The 14,679-nt window shown below is 61.0% G+C and carries 12 protein-coding genes and 1 tRNA gene; 1 reads left to right on the forward strand and 12 read right to left on the reverse strand.

Annotated elements, in window-relative coordinates; translation table 11 throughout:
- Nucleotides 1-184 precede the first annotated feature (184 nt).
- The 8 genes from lon to ACQ5ID_RS12785 all read right to left on the reverse strand — a co-directional run bounded on the left by lon (nt 185) and on the right by ACQ5ID_RS12785 (nt 9,753).
- Entirely contained in the window at nt 185-2,581 is a 2,397-nt protein-coding gene (lon, locus tag ACQ5ID_RS12750; protein WP_429912817.1) for an endopeptidase La, read from the reverse strand.
- 192 nt (nt 2,582-2,773) lie between these two features.
- A complete protein-coding gene (locus ACQ5ID_RS12755) occupies nt 2,774-3,550 on the reverse strand; it encodes a hypothetical protein (RefSeq protein ID WP_429912818.1) in 777 nt (258 codons plus the stop codon).
- Nucleotides 3,550-4,392, reverse strand: a complete 843-nt coding sequence (locus ACQ5ID_RS12760) for a hypothetical protein (protein ID WP_429912819.1) — start codon at nt 4,390-4,392, stop codon at nt 3,550-3,552. Before ACQ5ID_RS12760 ends, ACQ5ID_RS12755 begins: the two co-directional genes overlap by 1 nt.
- A gap of 8 nt (nt 4,393-4,400) precedes the next feature.
- On the reverse strand, nt 4,401-5,243 hold the full coding sequence (locus ACQ5ID_RS12765; protein ID WP_429912820.1) for a hypothetical protein: 843 nt from the start codon (nt 5,241-5,243) through the stop codon (nt 4,401-4,403).
- Between the two features lie 98 nt (nt 5,244-5,341).
- Nucleotides 5,342-6,619 (reverse strand): ATP-dependent Clp protease ATP-binding subunit ClpX, encoded by a 1,278-nt coding sequence (gene clpX, locus ACQ5ID_RS12770; protein WP_429912821.1) that lies wholly within the window; start codon nt 6,617-6,619, stop codon nt 5,342-5,344.
- Nucleotides 6,620-6,858: 239 nt separating this feature from the next.
- Nucleotides 6,859-7,479, reverse strand: a complete 621-nt coding sequence (locus tag ACQ5ID_RS12775) for an ATP-dependent Clp protease proteolytic subunit (protein WP_371394282.1) — start codon at nt 7,477-7,479, stop codon at nt 6,859-6,861.
- Nucleotides 7,480-7,653: 174 nt separating this feature from the next.
- On the reverse strand, nt 7,654-9,204 hold the full coding sequence (gene tig / locus ACQ5ID_RS12780; protein WP_429912822.1) for a trigger factor: 1,551 nt from the start codon (nt 9,202-9,204) through the stop codon (nt 7,654-7,656).
- Nucleotides 9,205-9,668: 464 nt separating this feature from the next.
- Nucleotides 9,669-9,753, reverse strand: a tRNA-Leu gene (locus ACQ5ID_RS12785).
- Between the two features lie 45 nt (nt 9,754-9,798).
- Here ACQ5ID_RS12785 and ACQ5ID_RS12790 point away from each other — a divergent pair.
- Nucleotides 9,799-10,416 carry a methyltransferase domain-containing protein gene (locus tag ACQ5ID_RS12790; protein WP_429912823.1) on the forward strand — a complete coding sequence of 206 codons (618 nt, stop codon included), beginning with the start codon at nt 9,799-9,801 and terminating at the stop codon, nt 10,414-10,416.
- Between the two features lie 96 nt (nt 10,417-10,512).
- Here the strand turns inward: ACQ5ID_RS12790 and ACQ5ID_RS12795 are convergent, their stop codons facing one another.
- From ACQ5ID_RS12795 to ACQ5ID_RS12810, 4 genes are all read right to left on the reverse strand, one after another.
- The gene (locus tag ACQ5ID_RS12795; RefSeq protein ID WP_429912824.1) at nt 10,513-11,187 is read right to left on the reverse strand and encodes a nitroreductase family protein; all 675 of its coding nucleotides are present in this window, start codon (nt 11,185-11,187) and stop codon (nt 10,513-10,515) included.
- On the reverse strand, nt 11,187-12,224 hold the full coding sequence (tdh, locus tag ACQ5ID_RS12800) for an L-threonine 3-dehydrogenase (protein ID WP_429912825.1): 1,038 nt from the start codon (nt 12,222-12,224) through the stop codon (nt 11,187-11,189). The genes ACQ5ID_RS12795 and tdh overlap by 1 nt, the downstream gene beginning before the upstream one ends.
- 309 nt (nt 12,225-12,533) lie before the next feature.
- On the reverse strand, nt 12,534-13,313 hold the full coding sequence (locus tag ACQ5ID_RS12805) for a hypothetical protein (RefSeq protein WP_429912826.1): 780 nt from the start codon (nt 13,311-13,313) through the stop codon (nt 12,534-12,536).
- Nucleotides 13,313-14,515, reverse strand: a complete 1,203-nt coding sequence (locus ACQ5ID_RS12810) for a glycine C-acetyltransferase (protein ID WP_429912827.1) — start codon at nt 14,513-14,515, stop codon at nt 13,313-13,315. Before ACQ5ID_RS12810 ends, ACQ5ID_RS12805 begins: the two co-directional genes overlap by 1 nt.
- Nucleotides 14,516-14,679 lie beyond the last annotated feature (164 nt).

Below are 14,679 nucleotides of genomic sequence, written 5' to 3' on the forward strand. Positions count from 1 at the left end.
CTCGCCGTGGGTGGGGGGGTTGGTGCCTGCCTCGGGGGGGGGCCCCCCGCTTTTGTGCAATCCCCCCTCGGCCCTTCGGGCCACTCCCCCCGTAAACGGGGGGAGAAACCGGACGCCCTGACAAGACCGAAAAAAAAGCCCCGGCGAATGGCCGGGGCTTTTCCATTTTCTAACGGTGAAAACCCTAATGCGCCCTTGCCTCTCCGCTGTCTCCTGAGGACGGCAGGGCGGCCAGAGCCGCCTCGTCGGCTTCGGTCCATTCCACTGGCTCGACAGGCTCGGCCAGCGCGATGGAGAGCACCTGATCGACCGTTTCCACCGGAATGATGGTCAGGCCCTGCTTCACATTATCGGGCACTTCGGTGAGGTCCTTCTCGTTCTCCTGAGGAATGAGAACGGTCTTCACCCCGCCGCGCAGCGCCGCGAGCAGCTTCTCTTTCAGCCCGCCGATTGGCAGCACCCGGCCACGCAGAGTGACCTCGCCCGTCATGGCGACATCCTTACGCACCGGATTGCCGGTCAGAGCAGAGACGATAGCCGTGACCATGGCGATACCGGCTGACGGGCCATCCTTGGGCGTTGCGCCTTCGGGCACGTGAACGTGAATGTCGGTGCGGCGGAAAATGGTCGGCTTGATGCCCACTGACGGCGCACGCGACTGCACGAAGGAGTTCGCCGCCGAGATGGATTCCTTCATCACATCGCGCAAATTGCCGGTGACCTTCATCTGGCCACGGCCCGGCATGGTGACAGCCTCGATGGTGAGCAGATCACCGCCGACTTCCGTCCAGGCAAGCCCGGTGACAAGACCGACGCGGTCTGCCTCCTCAGTTTCGCCAAAGCGGTATTTCCTCGCGCCCAGGAAGCCTTCCAGGCTTTCGGGCGTAATCACCACCTTGTCGGTCTCGCCCTTCTCCAGCTTCACCACGCTCTTGCGGGCAAGGCGCGCCATTTCACGCTCCAGATTACGTACGCCGGATTCGCGGGTGTAATAGCGGATGACATCGCGCAGCGCGTCATCGGTCACCGACCATTCGCCGTCTTTCAGCGCGTGGTTCTTCAGCTGGCGCGGGATGAGGTGACGCCGGGCAATCTCCAGCTTTTCATCCTCGGTGTAGCCCGCGATACGGATGATCTCCATCCGGTCCAGAAGCGGCTGAGGCATGTTCAGCGTGTTCGCCGTGGTGATGAACATCACGTCGGAGAGATCGTAATCGACCTCCAGATAGTGGTCGTTGAACGTCGCGTTCTGTTCCGGGTCCAGCACCTCCAGCAGAGCCGAGGCCGGATCGCCGCGATAATCCGCGCCCAGCTTGTCGATCTCGTCCAGCAGGAAGAGCGGATTGGAATGCTTGGCCTTTTTCATCGACTGGATGACCCGGCCGGGCATGGAGCCGATATAGGTGCGCCGGTGGCCACGGATCTCCGCCTCATCACGCACGCCGCCCAGCGACACGCGCACGAAGTCACGCCCCGTGGCTTCCGCTATCGAGCGGCCAAGCGAGGTCTTGCCGACACCCGGAGGGCCGACAAGGCACAATATCGGTCCGCGGATTTTCTTCGTGCGTGATTGCACGGCCAGATGCTCGACAATGCGCTCCTTGACCTTCTCAAGACCGTAATGGTCGTTATCGAGCGTGGTCTGAGCCTTGGTCAGGTCGATCTTCGAGCGCTTGCGCTTGTTCCACGGAATGGAGAGCAGCCAGTCGAGATAATTGCGTACGACGGTTGATTCCGCCGACATCGGGCTCATCTGGCGCAGCTTCTTGAACTCAGCATCGGCCTTGGTGCGCGCTTCCTTGGAGAGCTTGGTCTTGGCGATGCGCTCTTCGAGCTCGGCCAGCTCCTCGCGGCCATCATCGCCCTCGCCCAGCTCGCGCTGGATCGCTTTCATCTGCTCGTTAAGGTAATATTCCCGCTGGGTTTTTTCCATCTGCCGCTTGACGCGGGAGCGGATTTTCTTCTCCACCTGCAGGACAGAAATCTCGCCCTCCATCAGGCCCAGAACCGTCTCCAGACGGGCCACGACATTCGGGTTGGACAACAGGCCCTGCTTTTCGGTCAGCTTGACCGCCAGATGGGCCGAAATGGTATCGGCCATCTTGGCTGCGTCAGAGATTTCGCTGACGACCGAGAGGGCTTCAGGCGGCACCTTCTTGTTCAGCTTGGCATATTCATCGAACTTGTCGGCAGCGGCACGCATCAGCGCCTCGACTTCCGACTGCGCGCCGGTGTCCTCGTCGATCAGCTCGGCTTCAGCCTCGAAATAGGCCTGGTTGTCGGTAAACGCCTTGATGGTAACGCGCTGCGAGCCCTCAACCAGCACCTTCACGGTGCCATCGGGCAGCTTCAGAAGCTGCAGGACGGAAGCCAGTACGCCGGACCCATAGATTGCTTCCGGCTTGGGATCATCATCGCCAGCGCTTTTCTGGGTGGCCAGAAATATCTGCTTGCCGCCGCGCATCACTTCTTCCAGCGCGCGCACGGACTTCTCGCGCCCCACAAACAGCGGGACGATCATGTGGGGAAACACCACGATGTCGCGCAGGGGCAGCAGCGGCAGTGTCTTGGTCTCAGTCATCTGTCTGTCTCCGTGGGCCGAAACCGGTCAGATTGCCCGCCTCAAGGCCGAAACCCGTCATCATGAGGGTCCGTCAAAAGGGTTTAACGGCGCGCTACGCACCTAGCCTCGCGCGCTTCGTCTTGCACAACAAGTGGAAGGTGAAGGCCGCAGGTTCAAGACGCAGCGCTGCCACGCCGGCCCGGCACAGCCCTAGTAAAGTTCGCCCGTCCGCCGGAACTCGAACTCACAGCTGTCCTGGTCAGGCCGTGGCGGATAACCCGGCGGCAGTGGCGGGGGTGGCTGTCCGCCCGGAAAGGCGATGCCGGTAAAGATGATATGGCCGTCTTCCACCACCCGGACCTGACCGGTCTGCTGGCCAAGCGTGAAGGCGCCCGTTTCAGGATCATAGCTGTATCTGTAATCGTCCTGATACTGGCCCATCATGCCCGGAAACCCCATCAGCACACGGCCATCGGGGCGTATGCTGATCACGCTCGGCATCTCCTCCTGCGCGCAGGAATAGCGCTGGGCCGGTATCCAGCTGCCATAGAGATTGGGCACACCGGAATCGATGACCGGGATGGTAATGCTGGTGGAATATCCGCGCGCGGTTGCCGTCAGCGTCACATCGCCCGGTGCAGCGTCCGGGCTGATATCCAGAAAACGGCGATTGGCCGAGAGCGTCGCGGCTTCCGGCGGATCAATGCGCCACTGATCCACGCACCGCAGCGGGATGTTGTAGACGGTGTGGCCCATCCCGAGATTGTGGCGCAGCTCGATCTGGCTGCCCGGCCGGCCAGCCACAGGACTGGCAACCAGATAGGCACCGCCATCGTAAATCTCGCTGCAGTCCGGCAGGTCTTGAAGATTATTGCCCGAATGCGGATCGAACAGCCCGCGCGCACCGCCGGAATAGACACCCGGATCGGTCGTGGCACACGACATCAGCAGGGCAGCAAGGCATGCCGGGATCAGTTTGGCAGACATCACTGCGGCACTTCCCCCTGCCGTCTGAAGACCAGCGTGCAACCAGCGTCCGCCGCCGAAACGCTGGACGGGGGTGCGCCGCGCTCGCGCGTCCCGAAATGCACACCCGACAGGGACAGATTGCGCTCGCCTTCCAGCACCAGCTCGCCGTTTATGGCGATGTCTGGTGGAATCTGGTTTCCGCCAGTCGGCTCAAAGCTGAAGACGCCGCTCTCTGGCAACCACGCGTAGCGGCCCCAATAATCCCAATAGCGCCCGAACGGCGTCCACGTCACCGACAGGCCATTGTCGACTTCGAAGCGTATCTCCACCGGCGGATCAATCTCGGCTCCGTCGCAGCCACGCACCGCATCGAAAGACCAGGTGCCAATCAGCTGGCGGGCCATGTCATCAATGATAACGATCCGCAAGGTTACAGACCCTGAGCCCTCGCGGCTGCCGCGCAAGGTTCCGGTCAACTGGATATCTGAACCGGGCCGGGCATCGGCGCCGATTTCGATGGAGAGGCCGTCCTGCGATATCCGCGCAGCGTCTGACGGCGATATCTCGAAGTCCATGCACTGCAGGGGCACAGGCTCGATGCCACGGCGCGGGTCAAAATGGCCCACACTGATGGGAATAGTGATCCCGGCAGGCACCACGATCCGCGAGGTCGGCCATACCGCTGGCACGTTGGGGTCCATGGCGTGGAAGACCAGAGGGGCGTCGCTTCTATTATAGCTGGCGCAATCAATAGCCGCCGCGCCCGCGACTGCCTCCTGTGCTGACACGTCCGAACCGGTGGTGGCGCAGGATGCGAGCAGAAGCGCCAGTCCTGCAGAAACAAGTCTGAATGCTGCCATCGTGTTCCTCACCTCTGCCGTCGGAAGACTAGAGTGCAGCCTGCCTCCTCCGCCGAAACGAGAGTGGACCGCCTGTCAGGCTCGCGGGTGCCGAAATGAAAACCGGATATGGCAAGCCGGCGTTCTTCCTCGACCACAAGCTGGCCGTGCGTGCTTACATCCTGCGGGAGGAGGTTTCCGCCCGTAGGCTCAAGACCGAACGCGCCGGTTTCCGGGTCCCAGCTATAGTGCCCCCAATAGTCCCAGTACCGCTCGAACACCGTCCATGCGACACGCGCAAAATTCTCCGCGTCAAAGCGCACCTCGCGCGGCGGATCAACGCTCATCCGGCTACAGCCACGCACGTCCTCGAAGGTCCAGGTCCCGATCAGCTGGCGAGACGCCTCGTCGACAATGGATATCCGCAGCGTACCGGTCCGCGTGCGCTCGCCCTCCTGGGCTATCACTGCCGTGAGCTGAACGGCTGAGCCCACAGGGAGATCATCGGCTATTGTGAGGCGCTGATCCTCCTCGGAAAGCGACGCATGGCCTGGCGGCTCTATCTGCCATTCAATGCATTGACCCGGAATACGATACACCCCGCTGGGTCCATAATACTCTCCGATACGGAAGGGGAAGCTGGCTCCCGCCACGACCGCAACGCTCGACATGGTTTCAGACGGCGAGTAACGCCGGTCCATGGCGTAAAACCCTATGGGCGCGTTACTTCGCGTAACAGCCGAGCATTCCTCGAGCGGCGCGCGAACAGCGGTCACCTGCACATCTTCCTCGACTACCGCCGAGACACAGGCGCCCGCTACAAGTGCCGTCAGGCCTGTAATCGCCCAGATGCCAGTCTTGATCCCGCTCACCAAAAGACTCCCCGTCTTGTACTTTCAGCCGAGTTGATACGAAAAACGCCCCGGCGGGAAGCCGGGGCGTTCAATATTCTAGCAAGTATCAGAGAGGCTTATGCGCCCTGACGCGGAGCCTCTTCCAGCTTGGCGCGTGCCTTGGAGTAGATGTAGAGCGGCTTGGCATCGCCATTGACCACTTCGGCGTTGACCACGACCTCTTCCACGCCCTCAAGGCTGGGCAGGTCGAACATGGTGTCGAGCAGTATGCCCTCCATGATCGAGCGCAGGCCGCGCGCGCCGGTCTTGCGCAGAATGGCCTTCTGGGCGATGGCGATCAGCGCATCCTCGGTGAAGGACAGGCCCACGCCTTCCATCTCGAACAGGCGCTGATACTGCTTGACCAGCGCGTTCTTCGGCTCGGTGAGGATCTGCATGAGTGCAGCTTCGTCGAGGTCTTCCAGCGTCGCGATGACGGGCAGACGGCCGACAAATTCCGGGATCAGGCCGAAGCGCTGCAGATCGTCCGGCTCCACCTCGCGCAGGACATCGCCCTGACGGCGCGCATCAGGGTCACGCACATCGGCGCCAAAGCCGACCGCAGAACCCTTGCCGCGCAGCGAGATGATCTTCTCAAGGCCGGCGAACGCACCGCCCACGATGAAGAGGATATTGGTCGTATCCACCTGCAGGAACTCCTGCTGGGGATGCTTGCGCCCGCCCTGCGGCGGCACAGACGCGACCGTGCCTTCCATGATCTTCAGGAGCGCCTGCTGCACGCCCTCACCCGACACGTCGCGCGTGATCGAGGGGTTGTCAGACTTGCGGCTGATCTTGTCGATCTCATCGATATAGACGATGCCGCGCTGGGCGCGCTCGACATTATAGTCCGCCGCCTGCAGCAGCTTCAGGACGATATTTTCCACGTCCTCGCCGACATAGCCGGCTTCGGTGAGTGTGGTGGCGTCGGCCATGGTGAACGGCACATCCAGGATGCGCGCCAGCGTCTGCGCCAGCAGCGTCTTGCCGCAGCCCGTGGGGCCGATCAGCAATATGTTGGACTTGGACAGCTCCACATCGGCGTTCTGGGCCGCGTGGTTCAGGCGCTTGTAGTGATTGTGGACGGCCACCGACAGCACGCGCTTGGCGTGCGACTGGCCGATCACATAGTCCTGTAGCACCTGGTAGATTTCCTGCGGGCTGGGCACGCCCTCGCGGGACTTCACCAGCGAGGTCTTGTTCTCCTCGCGGATGATATCCATGCACAGCTCAACGCATTCATCGCAGATGAACACGGTTGGCCCGGCGATGAGCTTGCGCACCTCATGCTGGCTCTTGCCGCAGAAGGAGCAATAAAGGGTGCTCTTCCCGTCGCCTGTGGTCGCCTTGGTCATGCTCGCTCCAATCGGCAGCGCCCGTTTGTCTTAACTTAGGGACCTGATCCGTCATCTGCACCGGTCTGCCGCCGGAATCAGTCCGGCAATCTACCCTGCAAGATCAGGGCCGGAGCTTGACGAAAGGTTTCCCTTCAAACGCCATTCGATCACCAGCGCGCACGTCAATCAAGCGCGAGGTGCTGCCCGCAGCGTAAACTGCGGTTTCAAAACAACAGGTGAACGGCGGCGAAATTTTGTCAGGCTTTGGATTCAGCCCGGCGCTCATAGACCGTGTCGATGATGCCAAAATCGGCTGCTTCGTTCGCGCTCATATAGGAATCGCGGTCCAGCGTTTTCTCCACCGTCGCCAGATCCTGGCCGGTATGGCGCACATAAATGTCGTACATGCGCCGCTTCATCTTCACCAGATCCTCGCCATGACGTTCGATATCGGCCGTCGTGCCGCGAAAGCCGCCATAGGGCTGGTGCATCATTATCCGCGCATTGGGCGTGGCAAAGCGCATGCCCTTTTCACCTCCAGCCAGCAGCAGCGATCCCATGGATGCCGCCATGCCGATACAGGCCGTCGCCACCGGCGAGGAGATGTATTGCATCGTGTCGTAGATCGCGAGACCGGCCGTCACCACGCCGCCCGGCGAGTTGATATACATGGCGATCTCTTTTTTCGGGTTCTCCGACTCAAGAAACAGCAGCTGGGCCACCATAAGGCTCGCCATATGGTCCTCGATCGGGCCGGTCACGAAGATGATGCGCTCCTTGAGCAGGCGCGAGTAGATATCGAACGCACGTTCGCCCCGGCTGGTCTGTTCCACGACCATGGGAACGAGGTTCATCATCACGTCCTGGGGATCTCTCATCACCGGCTCCGTTCGGAATGTGCATTGGTACTGGCGCGGACACCCGGACGGGCAACGCCTTGAGGTGCAAGCTGGTAGGCTTTGCTCAATTTGGCAAGCGAACACCGGACCCGCAAGCGGACCCGGTGTTCATCAGGCTGTCAAAGGCAGTAAGAGGCAGCGCGCAGGTGCGCACTAGCCCTTCTTGGCAGCGGCCTTCTTGGCAGGCGCTTTTTTGGCAGGCGCCTTCTTCGCTTCAGCGGCCTTGGGCGCGTCAGCGGTTTTGGCTTCCTTCTTCGCCGGAGCCTTCTTGGCGGGGGCCTTCTTCTCCGCAGCCGGCTTGGCATCCGCCTTCTTGGCAGCCGCTTTCTTGGCCGGAGCCTTTTTGGCTGGCTTCTTCGCGGGCGCCTCTTCCTCTTCGGCAAACAGCGTGTCGCGGTCGACGCTGACCTCTTTCACGTCTGCCAGCTCGATCACGTAATCGACGACCTTTTCTTCATAGATCGGCGCGCGCAGAGCCTGAACGGCACCTGGATTATTCTGGAAATACTCCACGACCTGGCGTTCCTGGCCGGGATATTTCATCGCTTCCTGGTTGACCGCGCGGGCCAGCTCTTCCTGCGTCACGTCCACATTGGCGTTGCGGCCGATCTCGGCCAGTACCAGACCCAGACGCACGCGGCGCTCGGCAATGGCGTGATAGTCAGCTTTAAGCTCGTCGTCGGACTTGTTCTTGTCCTCGTCTTCCAGCTCGCCAGCTTCCTTGGCAGCGAGAACTTCGCGCCAGATATTCTCGAACTCGGCTTCGACCATGCGGCCCGGCAGATCGATATCGCCGTGGGCTTCGTCCAGCTGGTCGAGAAGCTGACGCTTCATTTTCATGCGCGAGGCTTCACTGTGCTCCTGCTCGAAGCGCTTGGTCAGCGCATCTTTCAACGCTTCAAGATCGGACAGGCCAAGGCGCTCGGCCAGGCTGTCATCAATCTTGCTGTCCTGCGGTGCCTGAACGGACTTCACCTTGGTCTCGAACACGGCGTCCTTGCCGGCCAGGTGCTCTGCACCATAGTCCTTCGGGAAGGTGACCTTGATTTCCACATCATCACCGGCCTTCACGCCGACGAGCTGGTCTTCAAAGCCCGGAATGAATGCGCCATCGCCCAGGGCAACGCGCGAATCGGTGGCCGAACCACCGGGGAACACTTCGCCATCGATCTTGCCGACAAAATCGACCACGACGACATCGCCCTTGGCCGCCTTGGCGGTTTTGGGTTTGTCTTCATAAGAACGGCTGTCCTTGGCCAGACGCTCCAGCGCCTCATTGACCTGCGCGTCCTCGACCTTGGCGACCGGGCGCTCCAGCTTGAGTTTCTTCGGGTCGGTGGTCTCGAATTCCGGCATCACCTCGACGCTGATCTCGAAGGTGAAGTCCTTGCCGTTCTTCAGAACGTCCTCGGCATCGGATTTCACTTCGACATTCGGCTGGCTGGCCGGGCGCAGCTTGCGCTCATCCAGCGTGGACTGGGTGGCCTCAGGCACGATTTCCTGAAGGATGTCGCTCATGATCGAGGCGCCGAACATCTTGCGGATGTGGGCAGCGGGCACCTTGCCGGGGCGGAAGCCCTTGAGACGGACCTGCGGGCGGATTTCCTCGATCTTGGCAGAGAGGCGCGATTGCAGGTCGGACGCAGGCACAACCACTTCAAACGTGCGCGAGAGACCTTCGGCGGATTTTTCCAGGACGTTCATGCGTATTCAGGCCTTGTCTTGACGGGGCCGATAGGGGCCATGCCGGGGATAGTACGGCGCGGACAATGCGCGCAACAGCGCGCAATAGCCCCATACCGAAACGAGCGCGGGTTATGTCACGCGCCGCAAGTGCGCGCAACGGTCCCTGCATGCGAATTTCCACATGGGGGTTATGGACCTGCCATTTTACTGTCTGGGTTCCGGCTCTCCGCTTCGCTGCGGCCGGAATGACGAAGTGGAGGAGGCAACTATGGTTCCCGTTCGGGCGTGCGGCGGCCAAAGGCCGCCGAAGAGCGCGACTGCGCAGAGATTTCCAGTAATGCTCCGCGCATCCGTGCGTCGCCCCTCGCACGAGCTCGGGCGGCCTTTGGCCTTGCAGGCCGCAAAGCGGCCTGGAAAGCGCGAACGCGCGCCCGCGACTTTTCGCGGAACATCGCAGCCCGGATGGGCTGCGGAAACCAAAATGGTGCGGGTGAGAGGACTCGAACCTCCACGGATTGCTCCACTGGAACCTAAATCCAGCGCGTCTACCAGTTCCGCCACACCCGCAATGGCGCTATCTCTAGCGAAAGAGATCGCGACGGGAAACCGGATATGACAATGCCTGATGCTGGCGGCGCTCCCGCTGCTCCCATGGACTGGGATGCGCGCTTTCGCGCCGATGATGCGCCGTGGGAGCGCAAGGGCCTGCACCCGGCCTTCGCCCACTGGCAGGCGCTGGGCCTGCTTGAGGCCGGCAAATCCATATATGTACCGGGCTGCGGACGCGGCGAGGAACCGCTGGCGCTGACAAGGGCTGGCCTGAACGTCACCGCCATAGACCTCTCCCCCACTGCGATTGACTGGCAGCGAACCCGCTTTGATGAAGCGGGGCTTACGGCGCATCTGGAAGCGGGAGACGCCCTCGCCTACCGGCCTGACACGCCGTTCGACCTCTACTGGGAGCAGACTTTCCTCTGCGCCATACCGCCGAAACTGCGTGAGGCTTATGAGGCGGGCGCGCATACGCAGATTCGCCCCGGCGGGGTGCTGCTCGCGCTCTTCATGCAGAAGGAGGAGATGGGCGGGCCGCCCTATGGCTGCGGATTGCCTGCCATGCGCGCCCTTTTCCCGGATACGCGCTGGCAATGGCCGGATGGCGAGCCAACGGCTTTCCCCCATCCGGGCCTGAATGCCAAGGAGGAACTCGCCGTCCCGCTGGTGCGGCGTTAGCGTTCACGACGATTTCAGCGCGTTTCCCCGACGAAAGTCGGGGTCCAGAAAAAAGCTGGGCACCGGCTTGCGCCGGTGAAACGCATTTCTGGGCACCTACCCGATAAACCCGCAAATCTGATCCAGCGGCTTCTTGTCGAGCGCGTAGAGCGGCACGCGTGCACCGTCCGCCGGATAGCCGGTGACGATCAGCATGACCGGCTTTTCGTTCTCCGGGCGTCCGCACAGCTCGCTTAAGAACCCCATCGGGTTGGGCGTGTGGGTCAGCGTCGCAAGACCTGACTTGTGCAGGCTCGCCAGCAATAGCCCGCAGGCAATGCCGACGCTTTCAGAGACATAGTAATTCTTGCGGGTTTCGCCCGGCTTTGGCCCGCCCCGGCGCTGCGCGAATACCGCGATCAGCCAGGGCGCGGTTTCCAGAAACGGCTTGTCGGCGTCCGTGCCGAGCGGGGCCAGCGCGTCGAGCCATTCCGCGCCCGCCTTGCCCTCGTAGAAGGCGCGCTCTTCGGCCTCTGCCGCCTCACGCAAAGGCTTACGCAAGGGGCCGCGCCCTATCACACTGAAGAACCAGGGCTGGTGATTGGCGCCGCTGGGGGCAGCGCCAGCGGTCAGGATGGCCTGTTCAATGAGCTCGCGCGGCACGTCCCGATCTGAAAAATCCCGCACCGTGCGCCGCGTCTTCATCGCCTCACAAAAGCTGAGCGCCCGCGCGCGCATCTCGCTTTCGGGCAGTTCGGTGAAATCGAGCGGGATGGTGGGATGATCGGCCATCAGGCCGCGTCCCGCCAGTCGAGGATGACCTTGCCGGACTTGCCAGAGCGCATCGCGTCAAAGCCGGTCTGGAACTCTTTCGCCGGCAGGCGGTGCGTGATCAGCTTGGAGACATCGAGGCCCGATTGCAGCATGGCCAGCATCTTGTGCCAGGTCTCGAACATCTCGCGTCCGTAAATGCCCTTGAAGGTGATCGCGCGCATGATGAGCGAGCCCATGTCGAGGCTGAACGGCTTTGCGGGCAGGCCCAGCATGGCGATATTGCCGCCCATCACCATGTGATCGACCATCTGTTTGAAGGCGGGTTCCGCCCCGCTCATCTCGAGGCCGACATCAAAGCCTTCGGTCATTTTCAGCTCCGCCATCACATCGCGGAGTTCCTCTTTCATCGTGTTGACCGGGCGCACGCTCGGCGCCACGCGGGTGGCTAGCTCCAGCCGGTCCGGATTGATGTCGGTGATGACGATATGGCGCGCGCCGCAATGACGCGCCACGGCCGCGGCCATGATGCCGATCGGGCCAGCGCCGGTGATCAGCACGTCCTCGCCCACCAGATCAAACGCCGTCGCGGTGTGCACGGCATTGCCCAGCGGATCGAGGAAGGCGGCGATCTCCATCGGCACATTATCGGGCAGCGGCACCACGTTGAAGGCGGGGATGCGCAGATATTCCGCAAACGCGCCCGGCATGTTCACGCCAATGCCGCGCGTTTCAGGGTCGAGGTGGAAGCGCCCGGCGCGCACCGCGCGGCTCTTCTCGCCCACCACATGGCCCTCGCCGGAGACGCGCATGCCAGGCTTTACCCGCGTCACATCGCTTCCCACCGCCTCGATGACGCCGCCGAACTCGTGGCCGACCACCATGGGTACGGGCACGTTCTTCTGCGCCCAGTCATCATAGTTGTAGATATGGATATCGGTGCCGCAGATCGCCGTCATGTGGACGCGGATCAGCACATCGTCCGGACCGATCTCGGGCTTGGCCACATCCTGCATCCAGAGGCCTTCACGCGGCTCAGCCTTCACAAGCGCTTTCATCTGTGTTCCTCCGGGCAGGTGTTTTTAACTGCCCGCTATCTAGCGCATTGTGGAGGCACGGCGAAGGGGAGGGGTGCAGAGGCACATATTTCGTCGTTCCCGCGCAGGCGGGAACCCAGAGCCGCATAATTACTGCCTTCGCGCTAGGATTTCTGGATGCCCGCCTGCGCGGGCATGACGAGCGGGCGGAACTGCTGGCGTTTTCCCGGCGAACGCCGGGAGCCAGAAAGACTGGGCACCGGCTTGCGCCGGTGAAACGAAGGTATGGGGCACGTTTCCAAACGCAAAAAATACATTACCCATTGATGTTCATTTAGGCGTGCTGGTCGAGATTACGCTATCCAATGACCTAACAATTCTTTGTCCAGATAGTGCCGCTGTATCAGCGTCATCGGTATGGACGAATATGCCATCCTCTTTATTAAAATAAAATCTCGAGTGCAAACTGCCTTTCTCATTAAGTATTTCTAGATAACCTCTAACGATCGACCAAGTGGATTCGTTTTTATTTCTCCCCTTTCCGATCACGCCATCCTCTTCGAAAGTCACCTCCTTCCAACCATGAGTGCCTTGGGTCGCCTCAAATTGAGAAATTGAATAAACAAGAAACCACTGCCCATTAGTCAACATGTGGAACAGGTCTACATCCTCCGAGAGATTTTTAGCCAACCTTTGGAGAGATAATTTTTTATTAATTGAAAATACCGCGTAAAACAACGATGCTGTAATAATGAATATTGATATAAAAATAAAAGACGCGTAAAACAAATTAAGTCCGTCAAAAATACTTTTTACTGCATGCATAGCGATTGCAAAAATGACTACAAGAATTACGATTGCATCATTTGCCACCATTTGCCAGCTGGACCTGTACTCATGGCTCTGTGCGGATCTTTGTAGCAAGAATTGAATTGAATAAAAAATGCATACAGCAGTTATTACATGGCCAATTTGTTCGATATTTCCAAGGGAAATACCAAACAACGACATCCCGTCATTGGTCGAACTAACTCCCACAAAACTTACCAGCAGCAGCAAGCCGGCGTGTACAGTCAGATACCGCTTTGATTTGTAGAACTGTTCCTCCATCAAACCACCCCCAGCTTTTTCCCCACCTTCGTGAACGCTTCCACCGCGCGGTCGATCTGGGCGGGGGTGTGGGCGGCGCTCATCTGCGTGCGGATGCGGGCCTTGCCCTTGGGGACCACCGGGTAGAAGAAGCCGATCACGTAGACGCCTTCGTCCATCAGCGCGGATGCCATGTCCTGTGAAAGCTTGGCGTCGCCCAGCATCACAGGGATGATCGGATGTTCGCCGGGCAATAGCTCGAATCCGGCAGCGCTCATGCCCGCGCGGAAGCGCTTGGCGTTGTCGAACAGCCGCGCGCGTAAGTCATCGCCGTTCGCGACCATGTCCAGCGCCTTCAGGCTGGCGCCCGCAATGGCCGGAGCCAGCGAGTTGGAGAAGAGATAGGGCCGCGAGCGCTGGCGCAGAATGTCGATGACGCTCTGGCTGGCGCAGGTGAACCCGCCCATCGCACCGCCCAGCGCCTTGCCCAGCGTGCCGGTGACGATATCGACCCGGCCCAGCACGCCGCAATACTCCACGCTGCCCCGGCCCTTCGCGCCCATGAAGCCATGGGCGTGGCAGTCATCGACCATGGTGATGGCGTCATACTTCTCCGCCAGATCGCAGATATCTTTCAGCCCGGCGATATAGCCATCCATGGAGAACACGCCGTCCGTGGCGATAAGGATGTGGCGGGCGCCGGCCGCGCGCGCCTCTTTCAACTTCGCCTCCAGATCATCCATGTCCGAATTGGCGTAGCGATAACGTTTCGCCTTGCACAGGCGGATGCCGTCAATGATGGAGGCGTGGTTGAGCGCATCGGAGATGATGGCGTCATTCTCGTCCAGCAGCGGCTCGAAGAGGCCGCCATTGGCGTCAAACGCCGCCGCGTAGAGGATCGCGTCCTCATGGCCGGTGAAGGCGGCCAGCGCTTTTTCCAGTTCGCGGTGAACGCTCTGCGTACCGCAGATGAAGCGTACCGAGGCCACGCCATAGCCATAGCGATCCAGCGCGTCCTTGGCGGCGTTGATCAGCTCAGGCCGGTTGGCAAGGCCGAGATAATTATTGGCGCAGAAATTGATGACATGGCTGTCGCCACCATTCTTCGCGACATCGATCTCGGAGAATTGCTGCGAGGTGATGACCCGCTCACGCTTGTAGAGCCCCTCGGCCTCGATCTCCTGCAAGGTGCTGGCAAGGTGGGCGTAAAAACTGCTGGCCATGGCGGGGGTCTCCGGTTCTGCGTGTTCGCAACCGGGATAGGCCAAGCGCCCATGAAGGGCAATGTGAAGAGGCGTGAAACCCCGGACGCAAAGTGCTTGGCCTGATCGCCGGGGCTTTTCCCTGATCCTTCGAGACGTTCGCTACGCTCACCCTCAGGATGAGG

It is taken from the genome of Glycocaulis sp. (assembly GCF_050485565.1).
GTDB lineage: Bacteria > Pseudomonadota > Alphaproteobacteria > Caulobacterales > Maricaulaceae > Glycocaulis.

What these genes read in the sequence shown, in the direction of transcription:
- lon (WP_429912817.1), bottom strand. Translation starts at nt 2,581, where the DNA reads ATGACTGAGACCAAGACACTGCCGCTGCTGCCCCTGCGCGACATCGTG.
- ACQ5ID_RS12755 (WP_429912818.1), bottom strand. Translation starts at nt 3,550, where the DNA reads ATGTCTGCCAAACTGATCCCGGCATGCCTTGCTGCCCTGCTGATGTCG.
- ACQ5ID_RS12760 (WP_429912819.1), bottom strand. Translation starts at nt 4,392, where the DNA reads ATGGCAGCATTCAGACTTGTTTCTGCAGGACTGGCGCTTCTGCTCGCA.
- clpX (WP_429912821.1), bottom strand. Translation starts at nt 6,619, where the DNA reads ATGACCAAGGCGACCACAGGCGACGGGAAGAGCACCCTTTATTGCTCC.
- ACQ5ID_RS12775 (WP_371394282.1), bottom strand. Translation starts at nt 7,479, where the DNA reads ATGAGAGATCCCCAGGACGTGATGATGAACCTCGTTCCCATGGTCGTG.
- tig (WP_429912822.1), bottom strand. Translation starts at nt 9,204, where the DNA reads ATGAACGTCCTGGAAAAATCCGCCGAAGGTCTCTCGCGCACGTTTGAA.
- ACQ5ID_RS12790 (WP_429912823.1), top strand. Translation starts at nt 9,799, where the DNA reads ATGACAATGCCTGATGCTGGCGGCGCTCCCGCTGCTCCCATGGACTGG.
- ACQ5ID_RS12795 (WP_429912824.1), bottom strand. Translation starts at nt 11,187, where the DNA reads ATGGCCGATCATCCCACCATCCCGCTCGATTTCACCGAACTGCCCGAA.
- tdh (WP_429912825.1), bottom strand. Translation starts at nt 12,224, where the DNA reads ATGAAAGCGCTTGTGAAGGCTGAGCCGCGTGAAGGCCTCTGGATGCAG.
- ACQ5ID_RS12805 (WP_429912826.1), bottom strand. Translation starts at nt 13,313, where the DNA reads ATGGAGGAACAGTTCTACAAATCAAAGCGGTATCTGACTGTACACGCC.
- ACQ5ID_RS12810 (WP_429912827.1), bottom strand. Translation starts at nt 14,515, where the DNA reads ATGGCCAGCAGTTTTTACGCCCACCTTGCCAGCACCTTGCAGGAGATC.